22 protein-coding genes and 1 other RNA gene are annotated in these 23,438 nt (G+C 64.2%); 5 read left to right on the forward strand and 18 right to left on the reverse strand.

What is annotated here, in order from left to right; translation table 11 throughout:
- Positions 1-90: 90 nt before the first annotated feature.
- From lpxC to rsmI, 18 genes are all read right to left on the reverse strand, one after another.
- A complete protein-coding gene (gene lpxC / locus NGM28_RS19125; protein ID WP_011535531.1) occupies positions 91-1,002 on the reverse strand; it encodes a UDP-3-O-acyl-N-acetylglucosamine deacetylase in 912 nt (303 codons plus the stop codon).
- A 112-nt stretch (positions 1,003-1,114) separates the two neighbouring features.
- A complete protein-coding gene (gene ftsZ / locus NGM28_RS19130; RefSeq protein ID WP_011535532.1) occupies positions 1,115-2,311 on the reverse strand; it encodes a cell division protein FtsZ in 1,197 nt (398 codons plus the stop codon).
- Between the two features lie 55 nt (positions 2,312-2,366).
- The gene (gene ftsA / locus NGM28_RS19135; RefSeq protein WP_011535533.1) at positions 2,367-3,629 is read right to left on the reverse strand and encodes a cell division protein FtsA; all 1,263 of its coding nucleotides are present in this window, start codon (positions 3,627-3,629) and stop codon (positions 2,367-2,369) included.
- Between the two features lie 14 nt (positions 3,630-3,643).
- On the reverse strand, positions 3,644-4,513 hold the full coding sequence (locus tag NGM28_RS19140) for a cell division protein FtsQ/DivIB (RefSeq protein ID WP_011535534.1): 870 nt from the start codon (positions 4,511-4,513) through the stop codon (positions 3,644-3,646).
- Positions 4,514-4,518: 5 nt separating this feature from the next.
- Positions 4,519-5,475 (reverse strand): D-alanine--D-alanine ligase, encoded by a 957-nt coding sequence (locus NGM28_RS19145; RefSeq protein WP_252091127.1) that lies wholly within the window; start codon positions 5,473-5,475, stop codon positions 4,519-4,521.
- Complete coding sequence (murC, locus tag NGM28_RS19150; RefSeq protein WP_011535536.1) at positions 5,472-6,920, reverse strand: UDP-N-acetylmuramate--L-alanine ligase; 1,449 nt, start codon at positions 6,918-6,920, stop codon at positions 5,472-5,474. Before murC ends, NGM28_RS19145 begins: the two co-directional genes overlap by 4 nt.
- Positions 6,913-7,992 carry an undecaprenyldiphospho-muramoylpentapeptide beta-N-acetylglucosaminyltransferase gene (murG, locus tag NGM28_RS19155; RefSeq protein WP_240065898.1) on the reverse strand — a complete coding sequence of 360 codons (1,080 nt, stop codon included), beginning with the start codon at positions 7,990-7,992 and terminating at the stop codon, positions 6,913-6,915. The genes murC and murG overlap by 8 nt, the downstream gene beginning before the upstream one ends.
- Complete coding sequence (gene ftsW, locus NGM28_RS19160; protein WP_011535538.1) at positions 7,982-9,196, reverse strand: putative lipid II flippase FtsW; 1,215 nt, start codon at positions 9,194-9,196, stop codon at positions 7,982-7,984. The genes murG and ftsW overlap by 11 nt, the downstream gene beginning before the upstream one ends.
- On the reverse strand, positions 9,193-10,539 hold the full coding sequence (murD, locus tag NGM28_RS19165) for a UDP-N-acetylmuramoyl-L-alanine--D-glutamate ligase (RefSeq protein WP_252091128.1): 1,347 nt from the start codon (positions 10,537-10,539) through the stop codon (positions 9,193-9,195). The genes ftsW and murD overlap by 4 nt, the downstream gene beginning before the upstream one ends.
- 6 nt (positions 10,540-10,545) lie before the next feature.
- Complete coding sequence (mraY, locus tag NGM28_RS19170) at positions 10,546-11,628, reverse strand: phospho-N-acetylmuramoyl-pentapeptide-transferase (protein WP_011535540.1); 1,083 nt, start codon at positions 11,626-11,628, stop codon at positions 10,546-10,548.
- Positions 11,628-12,995 carry a UDP-N-acetylmuramoyl-tripeptide--D-alanyl-D-alanine ligase gene (locus NGM28_RS19175; protein WP_252091129.1) on the reverse strand — a complete coding sequence of 456 codons (1,368 nt, stop codon included), beginning with the start codon at positions 12,993-12,995 and terminating at the stop codon, positions 11,628-11,630. The genes mraY and NGM28_RS19175 overlap by 1 nt, the downstream gene beginning before the upstream one ends.
- Complete coding sequence (locus tag NGM28_RS19180; RefSeq protein ID WP_252091130.1) at positions 12,988-14,451, reverse strand: UDP-N-acetylmuramoyl-L-alanyl-D-glutamate--2,6-diaminopimelate ligase; 1,464 nt, start codon at positions 14,449-14,451, stop codon at positions 12,988-12,990. The genes NGM28_RS19175 and NGM28_RS19180 overlap by 8 nt, the downstream gene beginning before the upstream one ends.
- Complete coding sequence (locus NGM28_RS19185) at positions 14,451-16,181, reverse strand: peptidoglycan D,D-transpeptidase FtsI family protein (RefSeq protein WP_240065920.1); 1,731 nt, start codon at positions 16,179-16,181, stop codon at positions 14,451-14,453. Before NGM28_RS19185 ends, NGM28_RS19180 begins: the two co-directional genes overlap by 1 nt.
- Positions 16,181-16,474 (reverse strand): cell division protein FtsL, encoded by a 294-nt coding sequence (gene ftsL / locus NGM28_RS19190; RefSeq protein ID WP_213658223.1) that lies wholly within the window; start codon positions 16,472-16,474, stop codon positions 16,181-16,183. The genes NGM28_RS19185 and ftsL overlap by 1 nt, the downstream gene beginning before the upstream one ends.
- Positions 16,471-17,418 (reverse strand): 16S rRNA (cytosine(1402)-N(4))-methyltransferase RsmH, encoded by a 948-nt coding sequence (gene rsmH, locus NGM28_RS19195; protein ID WP_430624216.1) that lies wholly within the window; start codon positions 17,416-17,418, stop codon positions 16,471-16,473. The genes ftsL and rsmH overlap by 4 nt, the downstream gene beginning before the upstream one ends.
- A complete protein-coding gene (gene mraZ, locus NGM28_RS19200; RefSeq protein WP_011535546.1) occupies positions 17,415-17,870 on the reverse strand; it encodes a division/cell wall cluster transcriptional repressor MraZ in 456 nt (151 codons plus the stop codon). Before mraZ ends, rsmH begins: the two co-directional genes overlap by 4 nt.
- 308 nt (positions 17,871-18,178) lie before the next feature.
- An RNA gene (gene rnpB / locus NGM28_RS19205) (RNase P RNA component class A) lies at positions 18,179-18,538 on the reverse strand.
- A 67-nt stretch (positions 18,539-18,605) separates the two neighbouring features.
- Positions 18,606-19,448 (reverse strand): 16S rRNA (cytidine(1402)-2'-O)-methyltransferase, encoded by an 843-nt coding sequence (gene rsmI, locus NGM28_RS19210; RefSeq protein WP_240065918.1) that lies wholly within the window; start codon positions 19,446-19,448, stop codon positions 18,606-18,608.
- A gap of 220 nt (positions 19,449-19,668) precedes the next feature.
- Between rsmI and NGM28_RS19215 the strand changes: the two genes are divergently transcribed.
- The 5 genes from NGM28_RS19215 to NGM28_RS19235 all read left to right on the forward strand — a co-directional run bounded on the left by NGM28_RS19215 (position 19,669) and on the right by NGM28_RS19235 (position 23,416).
- Entirely contained in the window at positions 19,669-21,486 is a 1,818-nt protein-coding gene (locus NGM28_RS19215) for a penicillin-binding protein activator (protein WP_240065894.1), read from the forward strand.
- Positions 21,486-21,857 (forward strand): YraN family protein, encoded by a 372-nt coding sequence (locus NGM28_RS19220; RefSeq protein ID WP_240065893.1) that lies wholly within the window; start codon positions 21,486-21,488, stop codon positions 21,855-21,857. The genes NGM28_RS19215 and NGM28_RS19220 overlap by 1 nt, the downstream gene beginning before the upstream one ends.
- A gap of 87 nt (positions 21,858-21,944) precedes the next feature.
- Positions 21,945-22,538 carry a phosphoheptose isomerase gene (locus tag NGM28_RS19225; protein WP_011535550.1) on the forward strand — a complete coding sequence of 198 codons (594 nt, stop codon included), beginning with the start codon at positions 21,945-21,947 and terminating at the stop codon, positions 22,536-22,538.
- The gene (locus NGM28_RS19230) at positions 22,535-23,113 is read left to right on the forward strand and encodes a BON domain-containing protein (RefSeq protein WP_240065892.1); all 579 of its coding nucleotides are present in this window, start codon (positions 22,535-22,537) and stop codon (positions 23,111-23,113) included. Before NGM28_RS19225 ends, NGM28_RS19230 begins: the two co-directional genes overlap by 4 nt.
- An 84-nt stretch (positions 23,114-23,197) precedes the next feature.
- Positions 23,198-23,416: a YgdI/YgdR family lipoprotein gene (locus NGM28_RS19235; protein WP_011535552.1), complete on the forward strand. Its 219-nt coding sequence runs from the start codon at positions 23,198-23,200 to the stop codon at positions 23,414-23,416.
- Positions 23,417-23,438 lie beyond the last annotated feature (22 nt).

Raw genomic sequence — 23,438 nt, forward strand, 5'->3', positions numbered from 1 at the left:
ACTGCTGGCCGCAGGGGCGCCACTGCTTGCAATGCGCCATAAAAAAGGCCACCCGAAGGTGGCCTCAATCACTAGAGAGAGTGTTCGAACTTACACGGCCGCAACAGGGCGCATGTACGAGATCGGTGCCGTGCTGGCATCTTCGAAAAACACCACTTCCCAGGCATCTGTTTCTGCGATCAACTTGCGCAGCAACTGGTTGTTCAACGAGTGGCCGGACTTGTAGCCCTTGAACTCGCCGATCAGGCTGTTGCCCAGCAGGTAGAGGTCACCAATGGCATCGAGGATCTTGTGCTTGACGAATTCGTCTTCGGAGCGAAGGCCGTCTTCGTTGAGCACGCCAGTCTCATCGACAACAATGGCGTTCTCGACGCTGCCGCCGAGCGCAAGGTTGTGCTTGCGCAGGTACTCGATGTCACGCATGAACCCGAAGGTCCGCGCGCGGCTGACTTCTTTCACGAACGAGGTGCTGGAGAAGTCTACAGACGCGCTCTGGGTCTGGCCCTTGAGGACCGGGTGATCGAAGTCGATCTCGAAGCTCACCTTGAACCCGTCGAACGGCAGGAAAGTGGCGCGCTTGTCGCCGTCTTCCACTGTCACTTCGCGCAGGATGCGGATGAACTTCTTCGGTGCGTCCTGTTCTTCCAGGCCGGCCGATTGGATCAGGAATACGAAGGGTCCGGCGCTGCCATCCATGATCGGCACTTCCGAGGCGGAGAGCTCGACGTAGGCGTTATCGATGCCCAGGCCCGCCATGGCGGAGAGCAGGTGCTCGACCGTATCGACCTTGACGTCACCGTTGACCAGCGTGGTGGACATGGTGGTCTCACCGACGTTGGCCGCGCGCGCCGGGATCTCCACGACGGGAGAAAGGTCGGCGCGACGGAAGACGATGCCGGTGTCGACAGGCGCAGGCTTGAGGGTCAGGTAGACCTTCTCCCCGGAGTGCAGGCCGACGCCCGTGGCACGGATGGTATTCTTCAGGGTGCGTTGTCTAATCATGGCATTGGCCGCTTCAGCGCAAATTGCGAACAGGTATCAACAAAGGCTGGGGATGATAACAGACCCGGCCTTTGCTGAACACCAATCACCCTAATACCCCTGATAAATTCCATCAATCGGCCTGACGACGCAGGAACGCCGGGATATCCAGGTAGTCCAGATCATCCTGAGGGTTGAGTTTAGCTGCCGCTGCGGCACCTGCGTGCGCCTGGTTGCGCATCACGGTCGGACGCTCCAGGTCACGGTAGTTCACCGCCGACTGCTCCTGGCGAACCGGGGCCGGGTTGGAAGCCTCGTACACCTGCTGAGCGGTCTGCAGGGTGTTGTCGACGACTTTGACCGGCTTCTCGATGCGCGCGCCCAGGCCAGTGGCCACAACGGTCACGTGCAGCTCGTCGCGCATGTCCGGATCGATCACGGTGCCGACCTTGACCATCGCGTGGTCGGAGGCGAAGGCCTCGATGATGCTACCCACGTCGGAGTACTCACCCAGCGACAGGTCCGGGCCTGCGGTGATGTTCACCAGGATGCCGCGGGCGCCCTGCAGGTTGACATCTTCGAGCAGCGGGTTGCGGATCGCCGCCTCGGTGGCCTCGCGGGCACGGTTCGGACCGCTGGCGCAGCCGGTACCCATCATCGCCATGCCCATCTCGCCCATCACGGTGCGCACGTCGGCGAAGTCGACGTTGATCATGCCCGGGCGCTTGATGATGTCGGAGATGCCGCGCACGGCACCGGCCAGTACATCGTCAGCCTTGGCGAAGGCGGACAGCAGGCTTGCATCCTTGCCCAGGATGGTCAGCAGCTTCTCGTTGGGGATGGTGATCAGCGAGTCGACGCTCTCGGCCAGCATGCGGATGCCTTCGTCGGCGATCTGCATGCGCTTGCGGCCCTCGAACGGGAACGGACGGGTCACCACCGCAACGGTGAGGATGCCCATTTCCTTCGCCACTTCGGCGATGATCGGCGCCGCACCGGTACCGGTACCGCCACCCATGCCGGTGGTGATGAACACCATGTTGGTGCCCTGCAGCACTTCGGCGATGCGCTCACGGTCTTCCAGCGCGGCCTGGCGGCCGACTTCCGGATTGGCGCCAGCGCCCAGGCCCTTGGTCACACCGGTACCCAGTTGCAGGATGGTGCGCGCACCAATGTTTTTCAGCGCCTGGGCATCAGTGTTGGCGCAGATGAACTCCACACCTTCAATGTTGCTCTTGACCATGTGGTTGACTGCGTTGCCGCCGCCACCACCGACGCCGATCACCTTGATGACCGGACTTTGCGGGACGTTGTCTACGAGCTCGAACATTTTCCCTCTCCTTACAGTTCTCTAGTTGTTGCGCCTACCACTACTGCTTTGAAACTTAGAAGTTGCCCTGGACCCAACGCTTGAGTCGTTCAAGCACCGGGGCCTTCGGTTCATCGCCATAGCTGTTGTTGCTGCTGTTGCTGATACCGGTCAGGGACGGGTCCTCGGACTGCTTCTGCAGGCCGTAGGTGAGCAGGCCCACACCGGTGGAATAGATCGGGTTGCGCACCACGTCGCTCAGCCCCCGAACGCTGTGCGGCACGCCCAGGCGTACCGGCATGTGGAAGATCTCTTCGGCCAGTTCCACGGCACCTTCCATCTTCGCGGTGCCACCGGTGAGGACGATGCCGGCCGGCACCAGGTCCTCGAAGCCGCTGCGACGCAGCTCGGCCTGGATCAGGGTGAACAGCTCGTCGTAACGCGGCTCCACCACTTCGGCCAGAGCCTGGCGCGACAGCTCGCGCGGCGGACGGTCGCCGACGCTCGGTACCTTGATCGTTTCGCCGGCGCCGGCCAGCTTGGCCAGGGCGCAGGCGTAGCGGATCTTGATTTCCTCGGCGTACTGCGTGGGGGTGCGCAGGGCCATGGCGATGTCGTTGGTGACCTGGTCGCCGGCGATCGGAATCACCGCGGTGTGGCGGATCGCGCCTTCGGTGAAGATGGCGATGTCGGTGGTGCCGCCACCGATGTCCACCAGGCACACGCCCAGCTCTTTTTCGTCGTCGGTCAGCACCGAGTAGGCCGAGGCCAGCTGCTCGAGGATGATGTCGTCGATTTCCAGGCCGCAGCGGCGCACGCACTTCTCGATGTTCTGCGCGGCGTTGACCGCGCAGGTGACCACATGGACCTTGGCTTCCAGGCGCACGCCCGACATGCCCAGTGGCTCGCGCACGCCTTCCTGGTTGTCGATCACGTAATCCTGCGGCAGGGTGTGCAGCACCCGCTGGTCGGCCGGAATGGCCACGGCCTGGGCGGCGTCGAGCACGCGCTCGAGGTCGGCGGTGCTGACTTCGCGGTCGCGGATGGCGACGATGCCATGGGAGTTCAGGCTGCGGATGTGGTTGCCGGCAACGCCCACGAACGCCGAGTGGATACGGCAGCCGGCCATCAGCTGGGCCTCTTCCACGGCGCGCTGGATCGACTGCACGGTCGACTCGATGTTCACCACCACGCCCTTCTTCAGGCCGCGCGATGGGTGGGTGCCGATGCCCACGATCTCCAGGGTGCCGTCCTCGCCGACCTCACCCACCAGCGCCACCACCTTGGAGGTGCCGATGTCCAGCCCGACGATCATTTTGCCGCTATGCGCGTTTGCCATGGTCCTGCCTCTCTCTAATTCTTCGCAACGGCGGGTTGGGCCGTCGTCGGTGCATTCGGTTCCCGCCAGCCAACGGCAAGTCCATTGGCGTAACGCAGATCGATGCGGGCGATATTGGTGATCTGGTCTTTAAGCGTTTTGTCGTAAATGGCAATGAAACGGCGCATCTTCTCCACCAGATGGTCGCGCCCCAGCAGCAGCTCGATGCCCGGCCCGGCACTGCCCGCGCCGGTGGTCAGGAACCAGCTGCCTCGCTCGCGCAGCTCCAGGCGAGCGATGGAAAAGCCCATGGGGCGCAGCATCTGGCTCAATACCTGATACTGCTGCATGACTTGTTGCTGAGCGCGCTGCGGCCCGAACAGCTGCGGCAGGTGCTCGTAGTTGGCCAGCTCGCGCGGGGTGAAGGCCTGGCCCTGGTTATTGAGCAAGGCCTCGTCGCCCCAACGTGCCACCGGCAACTGTTCCTCCAGACGAATCACCACCTCGTCCGGCCAGACCCGACGCACTTCGGCGTGGGCGATCCATGGCATCTGTTCCAGCTCCACACGCATCGCCGCCAGGTCGACGGTGAAGAAGCTTGCCGCCACGTAGGGCGCGATCCGTTGCTGCACCGCCTGCTGGCTGATGTAGCTGAGGTCGCCCTGCACGGCGATCTTGGTGATCGGGCGATCGGCGTAAGGCATCAGGCGAATGGCGCCTTCATAGGCGCCAAAGCCCGCCGCCACCAGCAGCACCGGCCACAGCAGGCGCTTGAAGCCACCAAAACTCGGGCGAGGCAGGCGCGCCGATACGGGCTCGTCGGCCACCAGTCGGCTGGCGCCACGCGGCACCGGCTTGCTACGGCCGGTAACGGGTTGCTGCTGACGTACCATCGCGCCTTGCATGGTGGTTAACCTCGCGTCGCTACGCTGTCGGCGAGGATCGCCAGCACCAACTGCTGGAAGTCCAGGCCGGCCGCGCGGGCCGCCATGGGCACCAGGCTATGGTCGGTCATGCCGGGTGCGGTGTTGACTTCGAGCAGCCAGAACCGGCCCTGCTCGTCCTGCATCACGTCCAGCCGGCCCCAACCCTCGATGCCGATGGCATCGCAGGCGCGCGCGGTCAGGTCGATCAGCTCTTGCTCCTTGACGCTGTCCAGGCCGCACGGGATGCGGTACTGGGTGTCATTGGCGATGTATTTGGCGTCGTAGTCGTAGAACACGTGCGGGGTGCCCAGCGCGATCGGCGGCAGCACCTGGCCACGCAGCACGGCGATGGTGAACTCCGGGCCGTGGATCCACTGCTCGACCAGTACCTGCGAGTCGTACTTCGCGGCGTCTTTCCAGGCGGCGACCAGCTCTTGCTCGCTGTTCACCTTGGCCATGCCGATGCTCGAACCTTCATGGGCAGGTTTGACGATCAACGGGAAGCCCAGTTCCGCGCTGGCGGCAACGCAGTCCTGCTCGCTGGCCAACACCGCGTGGCGTGGCGTGGGGATACCCAGGCTCTGCCACACCTGCTTGGTGCGCAGCTTGTCCATGGCCAGTGCCGAGGCGAGGATGCCGCTGCCGGTGTAGGGGATCCCCAGGCACTCGAGCAGGCCCTGCATGCTGCCGTCCTCACCGCCACGACCATGGAGGATGATGAAGGCGCGGTCGATTTTCTCGTGCTGCAGGCGCGCCAGCAGGTCGTCGCCCACATCGATGGCGACCACGTCGACACCGGCGTTGGTCAGCGCTTCGATCACCGCCGCGCCGGATTTCAGCGAGACCTCACGCTCGGCGCTCTTGCCGCCGTAGAGCACGGCAACGCGGCCGAAGGCCTTGACGTCGAGGGTGGAGTGCAGCTTGTCGTAGGCGCTGGTCATTTCGACTTCTCCTGCTTGGCGCCTGCGAACAGCGGGCTTTTCATCAATTGCGGAGCCAGGCCGCCGACATCACCGGCACCCTGGCAGATCAGGATGTCGCCGGCGCGCAGCAGCGGCTTGACCAACGGCGCGAGTTCGGCGCCACGTTCGATGTAGATCGGGTCGAGCTTGCCGCGCTGGCGGATGCTGTGGCACAGCTGACGGCTGTCGGCACCGGGGATCGGCTCTTCGCCGGCCGGGTAGACTTCCATCAGCAACAGCACGTTGGCATCGCCCAGCACCTGCACGAAGTCGTCGTACAGGTCGCGGGTGCGGCTGTAGCGGTGCGGCTGATAGACGATCACCAGACGGCGGCTCGGCCAGCCGCCACGCACGGCCTTGATCACGGCGGCGACCTCGGTCGGGTGGTGGCCGTAGTCGTCGACCAGCATCACGCTGCCGCCTTCGACCGGCAGCTCGCCATACACCTGGAAGCGTCGGCCAACGCCCTGGAAGCCGGACAGCCCTTGTACGATGGCCTCGTCGCTGATGCCTTCGTCAGTGGCGATGGCGATGGTGGCCAGTGCATTGAGCACGTTGTGGTTGCCTGGCATGTTCACCGACACCTCGAGCGGCTCGCAGTCGCGACGCAACACGGTGAAGTGGGTCTGCATGCCCTGCTGGCGCACGTTGATGGCGCGGATGTCGGCCTCTTCGCTGAAGCCGTAGGTGACAGTCGGGCGCTTGACCTGTGGCAGGATCTCACGCACCACCGGGTCGTCCAGGCACATCACCGCCAGCCCATAGAACGGCAGGTTGTGCAGGAACTCGACGAAGGTTTTCTTCAGTTTGTTGAAGTCGCCTTCGTAGGTGGCCATGTGGTCGGCGTCGATATTGGTGACCACGGCGACCATCGGCTGAAGATGCAGGAAGCTGGCGTCGCTTTCATCGGCTTCAGCGATCAGGTAGCGGCTGGTGCCCAGCTGGGCGTTAGTGCCCGCCGCAGTCAGGCGCCCGCCGATGACGAAGGTTGGGTCGAGGCCGCCAGCAGCGAACACCGACGCCAGCAGGCTGGTGGTGGTGGTCTTGCCGTGGGTACCGGCAACGGCCACGCCATGACGATAGCGCATCAGTTCGGCGAGCATTTCGGCACGCGGCACCACCGGAATACGGCGTTCCAGCGCGGTGGCGACTTCCGGGTTGGCCGGGTTGATCGCGCTGGACACCACCAGCACGTCGGCGCTGGCGGCGTTCTCGGCACGGTGGCCGACGAAGATCTCGGCGCCGAACGACTCCAGGCGCTCGGTGACCGGCGATGCCTTGAGGTCGGAACCGGACACTTCATAGCCCAGGTTCAGCAGCACCTCGGCGATGCCGCACATGCCCACGCCGCCGATACCGACGAAGTGAATGCGACGGATACGGCCCATCTTCGGTTGCGGCATGGCTTTCTGGCTCTCAACCATGGGCCACCTCCAGGCAGATATCGACCACGGTGCTGGTTGCGGCAGGTTTGGCCAGGCGACGCGCGGTGCCGGCCATGGTGTTGAGTTTCTCGGGTTGCATCAGCACCTCGTTCAGGCGTTCAGCGAGTTGCGCTGCGCCAGTTGTCGCTTGCGGCATCAGGAAGGCGGCGCCTTCACGAGCCAGATATTGGGCGTTGTGGGTCTGGTGGTCGTCGATCGCGTGGGGCAAGGGCACCAGCATCGAGGGCAGGCCCGCCGCCGCGAGTTCGCTGACAGTCAGGGCGCCGGCCCGGCACACCACCATATCGGCCCAGCCATAGGCATGGGCCATGTCCTTGATGAACGGCTCTACCTGAGCCTCGACACCCGCCTCGTGATAGCGCTCGGCGGTGGTCGGCGCGTGGTTTTTGCCGGCCTGGTGGAACACCTCTGGCCGCAGGTTCGCGGGCACCTCGGACAGGGCCTTAGGCAACAATTTGTTCAATGGTTCCGCACCCAGGCTGCCGCCCATGACCAACAGGCGCGCACGGCGCTCGGCCAGGGGCGCGCGCTGCGCATCCATGAACAGCTCCGGGCGCACCGGGTTGCCGGTGGTACGCAGCTTGTCGTTGGCCTCGAAAGTGCCTGGGAACGCTTCGCAGACGCGGGCCGCCAGTGGCACCAGCAGGCGATTGGCGGTGCCGGCGCGGGCGTTCTGCTCGTGAATGACCAGTGGCACGCCGCACAGCTTCGCGGCGACGCCGCCGGGGCCAGTCACATAACCACCGAAGCCGATCACGCAGACCGGCTTGAGTTCACGTACGATCCGCCGTGCCTGCAGCACCGCCTTGACCAGGGTGAACGGCGCCTTGAGCAGCGACAGCTTGCCCTTGCCACGCAGGCCGGTAACCTGAATCAGGTGCAGCGGCAACCCCGCTTGGGGCACCAGTTCGTTTTCGATACCACGCGGTGTGCCCAGCCAGTGCACGCTGTAGCCACGGGCCTGGAACTCGCGCGCACAGGCCAGGGCCGGGAACACATGCCCCCCGGTGCCGCCAGCCATGATCAACACGTTCTTGCCGTCAGCGGCCATGGCTGGTCTCCTCGGCAAAATCGCTCTCCTTGAATTCATGTTCTTCGCTGCCCAGGTGCGTGCGGCTTTCCCACTCGATCCGTAGCAACAGCCCCACGCAGGCGCAGCAGATCACCAGCGAGCTGCCCCCATAGCTGAGGAATGGCAGGGTCAGGCCCTTGGTGGGCAGCAGGCCGACGTTAACGCCGATGTTGATCAGGAACTGGCCAATCCACAGGAACGACAGGCCAAAGGCCATGTAGGCAGCAAAGAACTGCTTGGCCTTCTCCGCCCACAGGCCAATGTACAGGGCACGAACCGTGACGAAGACGAACAGTGCGATGGTCAGCAGCGAACCGACCACCCCCAGCTCCTCGGCCAGCACCGAGAACACGAAGTCGGTATGCGCCTCGGGCAGGTAGAACTGCTTCTGCACGCTGTTACCCAGGCCCACGCCCAGCCACTCGCCGCGGCCGAAGGCGATCAGCGCCTGGGTCAGCTGGTAGCCGGAACCGAACTGGTCGGACCAGGGGTCGGTAAACGTGATCAGGCGCGCCATCCGGTAAGGCTGGGCCTGGACCAGGACCACCACCGAAATGACCGCCAACACCACCATCAGCGAGAAGCGGAACAGCCCTACCCCACCGAGGAACAGCATGGCCGCCGCAGCGCCCATCATCACCACCGTGGCGCCGAAGTCCGGCTCCATCAGCAGCAGGCCAGCCATCGGCAACAACACGATGAACGGCTTGAAGAAGCCCATCCAGCTCTCGCGCACCTCGGTCTGCCGACGCACCAGGTAGCCGGCCAGGTAGATGACCACGAAGACCTTGGCAATCTCGGAGGGCTGGACGTTGAAGAAGCTGAAGCCGATCCAGCGCATCGAACCGTTCACCTCACGGCCGATGCCCGGCACCAGTACCAGTACGAGCAGGCCGAAGGCGCCGATCAGCATGAGGAAACCCATGCGCTGCCAGGTAGCGATCGGCACCATCATGGTCATCACCCCGGCGCCCAGGCCGAGGGTGACGTACACCAGGTGGCGAATCATGTGGTACAGCGGGTTGCCCGACTGCACCGCAGCCACTTCCGAGGAGGCCGAGGTGATCATCACCAGGCCCAGGCCGAGCAACGCCAGGCAACCGGCCAGCAGCGGGAAGTCCAGGTCGATGCCACGGCCGCTGATCAGCGGCGACGGGTAGGGTTTGAGGATGCCGAAGATCATGCCAGCCCCTCCGCTGCCTGGGCGAACAGGCGCCCGCGCTCTTCGAAATTCTTGAACATGTCGAGGCTGGCGCAGGCAGGTGACAGCAGCACCGCGTCGCCCGGCTGGGCCAACTCGGCACAGCGTTGCACGGCTTCGTCGAGGGTCTTGACCCGCACTTGTGGCACGGCATCACCCAAGGTCTCGGCCAGGCGCTCGGCGTCACGGCCAAGCAGCACCACGGCGCGGCAATGTTCGGCCACCGGCTCACGCAAGGCAGCGAAGTCTGCACCCTTGCCGTCGCCACCGGCGATCAGCACCAGCTTGCCCTCGATATCGGCGCCCAAGCCTTCGATGGCGGCCAAGGCGGCACCGACGTTGGTAGCCTTGGAATCGTCGTACCAGTTCACGCCATTGCGTTCACGGACCCACTGGCAGCGATGGGCCAGGCCCTTGAACTCGCGCAGCGCCTCGAGCATGGGCTCGAATGGCAGGCCGGCGGCATGGCCGAGGGCCAGCGCGGCCAGGGCATTGCTCTGGTTGTGGGCGCCACGGACCTTCAATTCGCGCACCGGCATAAGCGCCTGGAATTCGAAGGCCAGGTGCTTTTCGCCATCGACTTCCCGTAGACCGAAGGACTTGAAGTCCGGCGCATTCAGACCAAAGCTCCAGCTCGGGCGACCTTCGACCGGCAGCGGACGGCTCAGGGCATCCTGGCGATTCACCACCACCTGGCGGGCACCGCGGAAGATCCGGTGCTTGGCCAGGTGATAGGCCGGCAGGCCGCTGTAGCGGTCCATGTGGTCCTCGCTGATATTCAGCACGGTGGCCACTTCGGCGTTGAGCTGATCGGTGGTCTCCAGCTGGAAGCTCGAAAGCTCCAGCACGTACAGTTCCACGCTGTCGTCGAGCAGGTCCAGCGCCGGCGTGCCCAGGTTGCCGCCCACTGCCACACGTTTGCCTGCCTTGGCGGCCATCTCGCCGACCAGGGTGGTCACGGTGCTCTTGGCGTTGGAGCCACTGATCGCGATGATCGGCGCTTTTGCATGGCGGGCGAACAGCTCGATGTCGCCGGACAACGTCACGCCGCGCGCCGCCGCCTGCTGCAGGGCCGGGGTGGCTAGGGCCAGCCCGGGGCTCACGTACAGCTCGTTGGCGCGGCACAGGAAGTCCACGTCCAGCTCGCCACAGCGCACTTCCACCTGCGGGTAATCATGGCGCAGGGTTTCCAGTTCCGGCGGTTGCTCGCGGGTGTCGGCGACCGCAAAGGCAATGCCCCGGCTCGCCAGGAAGCGAACCAGGGACATGCCGCTCTTGCCGAGGCCGACAACGATGCGGAATTGGTCGGAAGCGATCAGTGACACGCTCGTTTACCTCAGTTTCAGGGTGGCAAGGCCAATCAGCACCAGAATCACGGTGATGATCCAGAAGCGGACGATCACGCGCGGCTCGGGCCAGCCCTTGAGTTCAAAGTGGTGATGGATCGGCGCCATGCGGAACACACGCTTGCCGGTGAGCTTGAAGGACGCCACCTGGATGACCACCGACAGGGTTTCCATCACGAACACGCCGCCCATGATGAACAGGACGACTTCCTGGCGGACGATCACGGCGATGGTGCCCAGCGCCGCGCCCAGCGCCAGGGCGCCGACGTCGCCCATGAATACCTGGGCCGGGTAAGTGTTGAACCACAGGAAGCCCAGGCCCGCGCCGATCAGCGCGCCGCAGAACACGATCAGCTCGCCCGCGCCCGGCACATAGGGGATCAGCAGATACTCGGCGAATTTCACGTTACCCGACAGGTAGCAGAAGATGCCCAGGGCGCCGCCGACCATCACCGTCGGCATGATCGCCAGGCCATCGAGGCCATCGGTCAGGTTGACCGCGTTGCTGGAACCGACGATGACGAAATAGGTGAGCACGATGAACCCGGCCCCCAGCGGGATGGCCAGGTCCTTGAGCATCGGGATGATCAGCGTGGTCTCGACGCTGGTAGGTGCGGTCTTGTACAGGAAGATCGCCGCGGCCAGGCCGAACACCGACTGCCAGAAGTACTTCCAGCGGCTCGGAAGGCCGCGGGAATTCTTTTCGATCACCTTGCGGTAGTCGTCGACCCAGCCGATGGCACCGAACGCCAGGGTCACGATCAGCACCACCCACACGTAGCGGTTGGTCAGGTCGGCCCACAGCAGGGTGCTGATGGCGATGGCGGACAGGATCAGCGCGCCACCCATGGTGGGGGTGCCGGATTTCGACAGGTGCGATTGCGGGCCGTCGTTACGCACGGCCTGACCGATCTGGCGGATCTGCAGGGTACGGATCATCCATGGGCCCAACCACAGGGCCAGGGACAACGCGGTCAGCACACCCAGGATCCCGCGCAGCGTGAGGTACTGAAAGACCGCGAAGCCCTTGTGGAACTGTTGCAGATACTCAGCCAACAGCAGCAGCATTAATGTTTCTCCCCGCTGGCACCGCACAATGCGGCCACGACGTTTTCCATCGCAGCGCTGCGCGAGCCCTTGATCAAGATAGTGGTGTCGCTGGCTGCTTCCGTGCGAACGGCATCGATCAGCTCAGCTTGAGTAGCGAAATGGCGCCCTTTTTCGCCGAACGCCTTGACCGCATGGGCCATGTTGGTGCCCACCGCGTATAGCGCGTCGACCTTGCCACGCGCGTAGTCACCCACCTGACGGTGGCCTTCCTCCGCCCATTGCCCCAGTTCGCCGATATCCCCGAGCACCAGGACGGTGCGTCCGGAAAAGCCGGCGAGTATATCAATGGCGGCGCACATGGAGGTGGGATTTGCGTTGTAGCTGTCGTCGATCACCCGCACGCCGTTGGGCGCGATCTGCGCTACGGTGCGGCCCTTGACCGGTTGCACGGCATTGAGGCCGGCGGCGATGCCACTCAGGCTCAGACCAACGGCATGAGCGGCGGCGGCGGCGGCCAGGGCGTTACTGACGTTGTGCTCGCCCAGCACATTAAGCTGCACATCCACCGATTCACCCGCGCCATGCAGCGTGAACGAGGGGCAGCCACGCGCGTCGCGACCGATGCCCGTGGCATAGAAGTCGGCACGAACATCATTGCGGGCGAAAGCGACGACCTTGTGCGCACCGGCACGGGCCTTCCAAATGGCAAAGGCTTTGTCGTCCAGGTTGAGAATGGCAATGCCGCCGTCACCCAGCCCTTCGAGAATCTCGCCCTTGGCTTCGACAATCTTCTCCGGGCCGCCGAACTCACCGACATGGGCGGTCCCGGCATTATTGATGATGACCACCTGTGGCTTGGTCAGGCCGACGGTGTAGCGGATCTCGCCAATGCGCGACGCGCCCAGCTCGATGATAGCGGCGCTGTGCTCCGGAGCGATTTCCAGCAGCGTCAGTGGCGCACCGAGGTCGTTGTTCAGATTGCCGCGGGTAGCGTGCACAGGGCCACGGGTGCGCAGGATCGCCGCAAGCATTTCCTTCACCGTGGTCTTGCCACTGGAACCGGTGATGGCGACGACCGGTTTGTCGAAGGCAGCGCGGTTCAACGCCCCCAGCTGGCCCAGGGCCAGACGACTGTCGGCGACCACCAGTTGCGGCAGGTCGATATTGGCGATCTCGCGCTCGACCAGTGCGGCGACCGCACCCTTGGCCTTCACATCGGCCAGGTAGTCATGGCCATCGAAACGCGGGCCAGCCAGGGCGACGAACAACTGCCCTGTGCCAACGCTGCGACTGTCGATGCTGACGCCGGTGAAACTGGCATCGGCCCCGACGTGACGGGCACCCAGTGCCGTGGTCAGCTGGCTGAGTGTCATGGGCTTAAGCATGTGGAGCCTCCCAGGCTAAAAGGGCCTTCTCGGCTTCGACCAGATCGGAGAAGTCATGACGTTCGCCATTTATCTCCTGGTAATCCTCATGCCCCTTGCCCGCCAGAACGATCACATCGTCAGCGGCGGCAGTGGCGATCAGGTGGGCGATGGCCTCGCCTCGGCCGGCGACGAACTCGACGTCGGCAGGCTTGGCGAAACCAGGGCGAATGTCTTCGAAGATGCGCAGCGGGTCTTCGGTACGCGGGTTGTCGTCGGTGACCAGCACGCGATCGGCCAGGCGCTCGGCTACCTCAGCCATCAGCGGACGCTTGCCGCTGTCACGGTCGCCACCGCAGCCGAACAGGCACAGCAGCTTGCCGTGGGCGTGTGGACGCAGGGCCTCCAGCACTTTCTCCAGGGCATCCGGGGTATGGGCGTAGTCGACCACCACCAACGGTTTGTCACCACCGCCCAGTCGTTGCATGCGGCCGATCGGCCCTTGCAACTGCGGGGTCACCTTGAGAATCTCGTCCAGTGGATAGTCCAGTGCGAGCAAAGTGGCCACGGCCGCGAGCATGTTGCTCAGGTTGAAACGGCCCAGCAGCCGACTGCGCAAAGCGTGCTCGCCCTGCGGGGTCACGATCACGGCGCGCACGCCATCGTCGTTGAAGATGGCCTGCTTGCAGAACAGCGTCGCTGCCGGGTCCTGCAGGCTGTAGCTGATCAGGCGCGATTGGCCATGGGCCTCGGCCAGGCGACGGCCGAAGTCGTCGTCCAGGTTGACCACACGTGCACGCAGGTTCGGCCAGGCGAACAGCTTAGCTTTGGCGGCCTCGTAGGCCTCCATGCTGCCGTGGTAATCAAGGTGGTCGCGGGACAGGTTGGTCATTACCGCGATGTCGAAGTCCAGCGCAGCGACCCGGCCCTGCTCGAGGGCGTGGGAGGAAACCTCCATGGCCACGGCCTTGGCGCCGCCCTTTTTCAGATCGTTGAGCGTCGCCTGCACGGCGATCGGGTCCGGCGTGGTCAGGCGGCCGCTCTGCAGTTCGCCATAGAAGCCAGTACCCAGTGTGCCGATCAAGCCGCAACGCTGCCCGAGGGCGTCGAGCGCCTGGGCCAGCAGTTGAGTGACGCTGGTCTTGCCGTTCGTTCCAGTGACACCCACCAGCTCAAGCTGACGGCTCGGCTCCCCATAGAAGCGTCCGGCGATCTGCGACAACTGGCCAATCAGACCCTTGACCGGGATCAGAGGCACCTCGGTGATCGGCAACACACTGGCGCCCTGCTCCTCATAGGCCACTGCGGCGGCGCCACGGGCCAGGGCGTCGGCGATATGGGCGCGGCCGTCAACCTTGGCGCCAGGCACAGCCAGGAACAGATCGCCCGGGCGCACGGCGCGGCTGTCCAGGGTCAGCTCGCGGATCAACGGATCGCGGCTGGCATGGGCGAACAGTTTGCTCAATGGCATCGTCATCAACCTCGCCCTCCCTTGGCGGGCACTGCGCTGGCTTGCTGCGTCGAAGACGGCGGCAGGTTGTCCGGCGGTACATTCATCAGGCGCAGGGTGCCCGACATCACTTTGCTGAAAACGGGGGCCGAGACCAGGCCGCCGAAGTAACCGCCCTTGCCGGGCTCGTCGATGACCACGACGATGGCGTAGCGCGGGTCGCTCATCGGGCCGAAGCCGGCGAACAGGGAACGGTAGGCGTTCTCGGTGTAGCCCTTGGAACCGACGGTGGCTTTACGCGCCGTACCGGACTTGCCGGCCACGTGATAGAACGGCACCTGGGCGCGGAACACACCGCGTGGCGCTTCGATCACCTGCTGCAGCATGCCCTGCACGGTTTCGGCGGTTTCTTTCGGGATGGCCTGCACCGCTTCCGGCGCCTTGTCGACCTTGAGAATCGACAACGGCACCATCTTGCCGTCGTTGGCCAGGGCGGCATAGGCATGCACCAGTTGCAACGCGGTCACCGAGACGCCATAGCCGTACGACAGGGTCGCGGTCTCGGCCTTGCGCCATTCGCGGTGGTTGGGCAGGTTGCCGACGCGCTCGCCAGGGAAACCCAACCCGGTGTACTGCCCGAGGCCAACCTGCGACATTACCCGGTAGATGGCCTCGCCACCGATATCGAAGGCGATCTTGCTCATGCCGACGTTACTGGAGTTGATCAGGATGCCGGTCAGGTCGAGGATCGGGCCCTCGCTCTTGGAGACGTCCTTGATGGTGTAGCGGCCGATCTGCAGGCTGCCCGGATACACCTCGACCTTGTCGGTAGGCTTCCAGCGGCCGCTCTGCAGCGCGGCGCTCATGGAAATCGGCTTGACCGTGGAGCCTGGTTCGAAGACGTCGATGATCGCCCGGTTGCGCATCGCCGCCGGGAACATGCTGCGGCGGTTGTTGGGGTTGTAGGTTGGCTGGTTGACCATGGCCAGGACCTCACCGGTCTTGACGTCCATGATCACCAGGCTGCCGGCCTTGGCGTCCTGCTCGGCGATGGCGTTGCGCAGTTCGCGGGTGGCCAGGTACTGCAGGCGCAGGTCGATCGACAACGCCAAGGTCTTGCCGGCCTTGGCGTTCTTGGTTACCTGGATGTCCTTGATCAGCCGGCCGCGCCGGTCCTTGATCACCTGCCGCTTGCCGGGCACGCCGGCCAGCCATTCGTCGTAGGCCAGCTCGACCCCTTCGCGACCGTGGTCGTCCAGGTCGGTGAAGCCGACCATGTGCGCGGTGACATCACCGGCCGGATAGAAGCGACGGAACTCTTCCAATCCATACACGCCGGGCACTTTCAGGTCGAGCACCTGCTGCCCCTGTTCCGGGGTCAGGCCACGGACCAGGTAGATGAATTCCTTGCTGGCCTGCTGGGTCAGGCGCTCGATCAATTGCTGCGGGTTCTGCCCAAGGGCGGCGGCCAGTTGCGGCCAACGGTCCTTGGCCACCTGCATTTCCTTGGGGTTGGCCCAAAGGGTGGTGACCGGCGTGCTCACGGCCAGCGGCTCACCGTTGCGGTCGGTGATCAAGCCACGGTGCGCGGGGATCGGGATGTGCCGCAGGCTGCGGGCATCGCCCTGCCCCTTGAGGAAGTCGCGATCGACCACCTGCAGGTCGATGATGCGCCAGCAGATGGCGCCGACCATCAGCGCCAACAGGCCGACGACCACGCGGAAACGCCAGGGGTAGAGTGCGCCTTCGAGCTTCATCATGGCGCCACCATCCGGACTTCGTCAGCGGCCGGCACGCGCATTTTCAGCTGTTCGCTGGCCAACGTCTCGATCCGGCTATGGGCAGTCCAGGTGCTTTGTTCAAGAATGAGGCGGCCCCATTCGGCCTGCGCCTTGTCACGCTCGCTCAATTCACCGTAGAGGGTGTTGAGCAACTGGCGGTTCCAGTGGGCGCTGTAAGACACGGCAATAGCCGAAACCAGAACGCCGACAAACAGCAGAAGCATCAGGAAGCTTCCGCCTGGCAAAGGTTTGGCGAACAGCCGGCTCACCGCAGCTTCTCCGCCACCCGCATCACGGCGCTGCGCGACCGCGGGTTGGCCTTGAGCTCTGCCTCGGAGGCGAATTGCGCCTTGCCGATGAGCTTGATCTTCGGCTCGAACGCCTTGTGCTGCACCGGCAGGTTGCGCGGCAGGTTGTCCGCCTCGCCCTTGACCAGCTTGCGCATGAACAGCTTGACGATGCGGTCTTCAAGGGAGTGGAAGCTGATCACAGCCAGACGCCCGCCGACCTCCAGCGCATCGAGCGCCGCTTCAAGACCGGTCTCAAGATCGCCCAGCTCGTTGTTGACATGGATGCGAAGGCCCTGGAAAGCGCGGGTCGCTGGGTTCTTGCCCTTTTCCCAGGCCGGGTTGGCGACCTTGAGCACCTCAGCCAGGTCAGCAGTGCGGGTGAACGGTTGTTTTTCACGACGCTCCACCACCGCACGGGCCATACGCCCGGCAAAACGCTCTTCGCCATATTCCTTGAACACCCGGGCAATTTCTTCCACAGGCGCGGTGGCGATGAACTCGGCGGCGCTGATGCCCTGGTTCGGATTCATGCGCATGTCGAGCGGGCCGTCATTGAGGAAGCTGAAGCCACGCTCCGGGTCATCCAACTGTGGCGACGACACCCCGAGGTCGAGCAGGATACCGCTGACCTTGCCGGCCAGATCACGCCCCGCGACCTCAGAACCCAGCTCGGCAAAGCTGCGTTGCACAATGACAAAGCGGCCGTCTTCGGCCGCCAGCGCTTGCCCTGTGGCAATCGCCTGTGGATCCTTGTCGAACCCCAGCAGCCGCCCTTGCGGCCCAAGTTTGCTGAGGATAAGACGGCTGTGGCCGCCACGCCCGAAGGTGCCGTCCAGATAGCAACCGTCGGCGCGCAGGGCCAATGCCTCGACGGCTTCGTCGAGGAGGACGGTGATGTGGTTGAAGCCGCTATCTATGGTCACAGGATCAGGTCACGCAAATCATCGGGCATGGCGCCCGGTTGTTGGATAGCTGCAAGGTCGGCTGCCGAAACCGCGTTCCAGGCATCCTCGTCCCACAGCTGGAATTTGTTCAGCTGCCCCACCAGCATCGCCTTCTTGTCGAGCTTGGCGTACTCGCGCAGGCGGGGCGGTACCAGGAAACGCCCACTGCCGTCGAGCTCCAGGTCAACCGCATTACCGATCAGCAAACGCTGCAGGCGACGGTTTTCCTCACGCAACGACGGCAAGGCGCGCAACTTGGCTTCAATCTGTTCCCACTCGTCGAGGGGATAAACACACAAGCAGGGGTCAACGGCGTCGATGGTCACGATCAACTGACCATTGCAACGCGAATCGAGCTCGTCACGGTACCGGCTCGGCATGGCGAGACGGCCCTTGGCATCGAGGCTGACGGCGTTGGCTCCGCGGAACACGGCTGCGATTCCCCACAATGTTAGCTTTTTTGTGCCAGAAAACCCACTTCATCCCACTTTCTGCCACTTGCGCACACTATAGGAATCCGCCCGCCACACCGTCAAGGCACGTTCATAAGGAAAACCCTTACAGGACGGCGATTTAGCGCAACATTGGAAGGTGAAAGGAGTGTGAAAGAGAAAAACTGACGAGAAAAATCAAACCCACTCAAGCGGATAGAGCGCAGAGTTAAAGTGATTTATTAAGAGTAAGATTTTTTCGGTATTACCAAGACGTTTCTGCTATCGAATCAAGCAGGGAGGGAGGGGTGGAGAGTCGATCTGTAAGCCGGGTTTTGTCGAGGACAGTCATTCCTCTACGACGGCCATCACTGGACGCCTCTAGCAACCTACCCGGTTCCGACGCGGGCCACGCCGTATGGAACCCTATTTGGTCTTGCTCCGAGTGGGGTTTACCTAGCCACGAACTGTTGCCAGTCGTGCGGTGCGCTCTTACCGCACCTTTTCACCCTTACCGGCGCCGAAGCGCTTAGGCGGTTGTTTTCTGTGGCACTTTCCGTAGGCTCGCGCCTCCCAGGCGTTACCTGGCACTCTGCCCTATGGAGCCCGGACTTTCCTCCCCCGCCTCTTGTGGAACAAAAGACGGCAGCGACTGTCCGATCGACTCTCCGCCGACAAGATTACCGGCAGGCGCGCTCAAGAACAAGCGATGTAACAAACAATATCAATAGGCCATCACTGAGATTTCTGCCTCTCGAGCGCCAGTTGATAGAGCAGGTTCTTGCGCACACCCGTAATTTCTGCCGCCAGGGCTGCCGCCCGCTTCAGCGGCAATTCCGCCAGCAACAGGTCCAGCACACGCTGTGCCTCAGTGCTGACCGCCTGGTCGTCCTCGGGCGCGCTCCAACCGGCCACCAGCACCACGCACTCACCACGCTGCTGGTTACTGTCGCCCTGCACGAACGCGCGCAGCTCGGCCAGCGGCAAGCCCTTCAGCGTCTCGAAAGTCTTGGTGATCTCGCGCGCCAATACCGCCGAACGCTCACCACCGAACACCGCCTCCATATCCTCCAGGCATTCGAGGATACGATGGGGCGCCTCATAGAAGATCAGGGTCCGGGGCTCTTCCTTCACTTGCTCCAGGCGTGCCCGACGCCCTGCTGTCTTGGCCGGCAGGAAGCCCTCGAAGATGAACCGATCCGACGGCAGCCCCGCCGCCGACAGCGCCGCGATCAGCGCACACGCGCCCGGCACCGGCACCACCCGCACCCCCGCCGCCCGCGCCTGGCGCACCAGGTGAAAGCCCGGATCGGAAATCAGCGGCGTGCCGGCATCGGACACCAGCGCCACATCGTCACCGGCCAGCAACCGGGTGATGAAGCGACCGCCTTCGTCGCGCTCGTTGTGCTCATGGCAGGCCGCCAAGGGTGTGTCGATACCGAAATGCTGGAGCAGACGCACCGAGTGACGCGTGTCCTCTGCGGCGATCAGACTGACATCGGCCAGCACCTTCAGCGCCCTGGCGCTCATGTCGTCGAGGTTGCCGATGGGCGTGGCAACCACATACAGCGTTCCCATGGTGGATTTCGAAGCCCCTGCAACATCAGTCACTGCGCACACCTGCATTTCGGATCAAAGGCGCCATTGTAGCCCGAGCGCCGGTAACAGGGCGCAACGAACTTCACCTCCCACCCGGCTTCCGCCACCTATAGTGAAGGTTCCGCATCGGCAAGATCGCGCCCAGACCGCCGCTTGGGTACAATTGTCGGCCAACTTGATCGAGTAACAGGACCTTTACATGATCGCTTGCCTGCGGCTGTTCACAGCCCTCTGCCTCGCCGCCCTGCTGGCAGCCTGCGCCAGCTCGCCCTCATCCAGCCTGGGCGAACTGCCACGCACCCCGGACGCCAGCATCGAGCAACTGCTCGACAAGGCAGCCACCAGCAAGTCAGCCGAAGACGCCGCACTGCTGCGCCTGAGCGCCGCCGACCTGGCCTACAAGCAAAAGGACTTCCCCCGCGCCGCCCGCATTCTCGAGCAGGTGCCGCTGGACTCGCTCAAGCCCGCGCAGCAAGTGTTCGCCTCCACGCTGGCCGCCGAACTGGCCATGAGCCGCAACCAGCCCAAGGCCGCCCTCGCCGCCCTCGCCCACCCGAGCCTGCAACGCGCCGGCGAACTGCCGGAGGAACAGCAGGCACGCACCTACAGCGTGCATGCCGCCGCACTGGAAGCCGACGGCCAGGCCCTGGCAGCCGCCCAGCAGCGCGTACTGCTCACCCCGTTGCTCAGCGGCCAGGCAGCCGCGACCAACAATGACACCATCTGGGCCCTGGTCGCCTCGCTGCCCGCCGAACAACTGCAGCAGCCCTCCAGCGACGCGACACTCGCCGGCTGGACCAGCCTGGCACTCGCAGTCAAGAGCGCTGGCACCCTGGAGCAGCAGCAAGCGGCCATCGACGCCTGGCGCAAGCAACACCCCGACCACCCAGCTTCGAAACAACTGCCGGTGGCCCTGACCAAGCTCAAGGAACTGGCCAGCCAGCCACTGACCAAGATCGCCCTGCTGCTGCCTCAGGAAGGCCAGCTGGCAGGCGTTGCCCGCGCTCTGCGCGACGGTTTCATGGCCGCCCACTTCCAGGCCCAGCAAGGTGGCCAGCCAGCACCTGCCGTCCAGGTGTTCGACAGCTCGCGCATCACCTCGCTCGATGACTTCTACCGCCAGGCCCAGGCCGCAGGCGTGCAACTGGTCGTCGGCCCGCTGGAAAAACCCCTGGTGAAGAAGCTCGCCGCCTATCCACAACTGCCCATCACCACCCTGGCGCTGAACTACGCCGACGCCGGCCAGAAAGCACCGCCACAATTGTTCCAGTTCGGTCTCGCCGCCGAGGACGAAGCCCGCGAAGTTGCCCGCCGCGCCCGTGCCGACGGCATGGCCCGCGCCGTTGCGCTGGTCCCGAGCGGTGAATGGGGTGATCGCGTGCTCGCCGCCTTCCGCAAGGATTGGGAAGCCAATGGCGGCACCCTGCTCGCCGCCGAACGCATCGCCCAGCCAGTCGCCCTGGCCCAGCAGATCGCCGAGCTGTTCCAGCTGCGCCAGAGCGAAGGCCGCGCCAAGAGCCTGCAAAGCACCGTAGGCGGCAACATTGCCGCACAACCGTCGCGCCGGCAGGACATCGACTTCATCTTCCTGGCCGCCACCCCGCAGCAAGCCCAGCAGATCAAGCCGACGCTCAATTTCCAGTACGCCGGCGATGTACCGGTCTACGCCACCTCGAACCTCTACAGCGCCAGCGGTGACGTCAACCAGTACAACGACATGAACGGCATCCGCTTCTGCGAAACCCCGTGGCTGCTCGACAGCACCAACAGCCTGCGCCAGCAGGTGGTGCAGCAGTGGCCCCAGGCCGCGGGCAGCCTCGGCCGCCTGTACGCCATGGGCGTCGATGCCTACAGCCTGGCCCCTCGCCTGGACCAGCTCAAGGCACTGCCAGGCAACCGCATCGAAGGCCAATCCGGCAGCCTGAGCATGAACGTCAATCAGCGTGTCGAGCGCCAATTACCCTGGGCCGAGTTTTCCGGCGGCCAGGTCAAGCGCCTGCCGGATACGCCTCGCTGATGCACGATGCATCGCCTGCCTGCGCCGGCCAGGCCGCCGAAGACCACGCCCTCGAGCTTCTCCGAGGGCAGGGTCTGCAGCTGCTCGCCCGCAACTGGCGATGCAAGGGTGGCGAGCTCGATCTGGTCATGCTCGATGCCGATACAGTAGTATTCGTCGAAGTCCGCTATCGGTTGCACGCGGGCTTTGGTGGCGCGCTCGGCAGTATCGATGGGCGCAAGCAGAAGCGACTGACGCTTGCCGCCAACCTTTTCCTGCAGAGCGAACCCCGCTGGGCCAAACAACCCTGCCGCTTCGATGTTGTCGCCCTGCAGGGCCAGGGGCACGCGGGGCAACCGCTTCAATGGCTGAAAAACGCCTTCGAATGCTGAACCCTATCCGAATTCCAAGCTCTATGTTTCGCGGGCTGGTCCCTGTCGCGCGTCGCGCCAGCCACCGCCCTACTTAAGGTCACCCAGATGGACATGCAATCCCGAATTCGCCGGCTATTCCAGGCCAGCATCGACACCAAGCAACAGGCAATGGACATCCTGGCACCCCACATCGAGCAGGCCAGCCTGGTCATGGTCAACGCCCTGCTCAGCGACGGCAAGATGCTCGCCTGCGGCAATGGCGGCTCGGCCGGCGACGCCCAGCACTTTTCCTCGGAGCTGCTCAACCGCTTCGAGCGCGAGCGCCCGAGCCTGCCAGCCATCGCCCTGACCACCGACAGCTCCACACTCACCTCGATCGCCAACGACTACAGCTACAACGAAGTCTTTTCGAAGCAGATTCGCGCCCTGGGCCAACCCGGCGACGTCCTGCTGGCGATCTCCACCAGCGGTAATTCGGCCAACGTGATCCAGGCGATCCAGGCCGCCCATGACCGCGAAATGATTGTCGTCGCCCTGACCGGCCGCGACGGCGGCGGCATGGCGTCGTTGCTGCTGCCCGAGGACGTGGAGATCCGCGTCCCCTCGACGGTCACCGCACGCATCCAGGAAGTCCACCTGCTGGCGATCCATTGCTTGTGCGACCTGATCGACAGCCAACTGTTCGGGAGTGAAGAATGATCCCCAAGCGTCTCGGCCTGATGGCCCTCACCCTGTGCCTGAGCCTCTCCGGCTGCAGCTCGGTATTGACCTCGACCCGCAACTCGCCCATCGAGGATGACCGTGGTACCCGCACCATCGGTAGCAAGATCGACGATTCGCTGATCGAAACCAAGGTCTCGGTCAACATCGCCAAGGCCAACCCTGAGCTGGACAAGGGCTCGCATGTTGTCGTCAGCAGCTACAACGGTGTTGTACTGCTCGCCGGCCAGACCCCACGCGCCGACCTCAAGTCCCTGGCCGAGCAGACCGCCAGCCAGGTCCAGCGGGTCAAGAAGGTGCACAACGAACTGCAGGTCATCCAACCCTCGTCCATCCTCGCGCGCAACAACGACGCCTGGCTGACCACCAAGATCAAGACCCAGATGCTGGCCGACGAGAGTGTCCCCAGCTCACGCATCAAGGTGATCACCGAAAACGGCATCGTCTACCTGCTCGGCCTGGTCAGGCAGCAAGAGGCCAACGCCGCCACCAATGTGGTACAGGGCGTCTCGGGCGTGCAGAAGATCGTCAAGCTGTTCGAATACATCGACTGACCCCTTCTCCGGCGAGGCGGCTCCTGCAGACCTGCGCAGGAGCCGCCTTGCCGGCGAACAACCCTTGAGAACCAGGAAACACTCATGAAGAAGCTTCTGCTGCCCGCCCTGCTCATCGGCGCTTTCGCCACCCTGGCCGGCTGCTCCACCCCGAGCGTGATCACCCTCAACGATGGCCGCGAACTGCAGACCACCGACACGCCGGAATTCGACCGCGCCTCGGGCTTCTACGAGTTCAAGCAGCTGGACGGCAAGCCGACCCGCATCAACAAGGACCAGGTACAGAGCATCAAGGACCTGTGATCCGACAGCTGTAACAAAAAAG

The sequence above is a fragment of the Pseudomonas sp. MWU13-3659 genome (assembly GCF_023757525.1).
Taxonomy (GTDB): domain Bacteria; phylum Pseudomonadota; class Gammaproteobacteria; order Pseudomonadales; family Pseudomonadaceae; genus Aquipseudomonas; species Aquipseudomonas entomophila_E.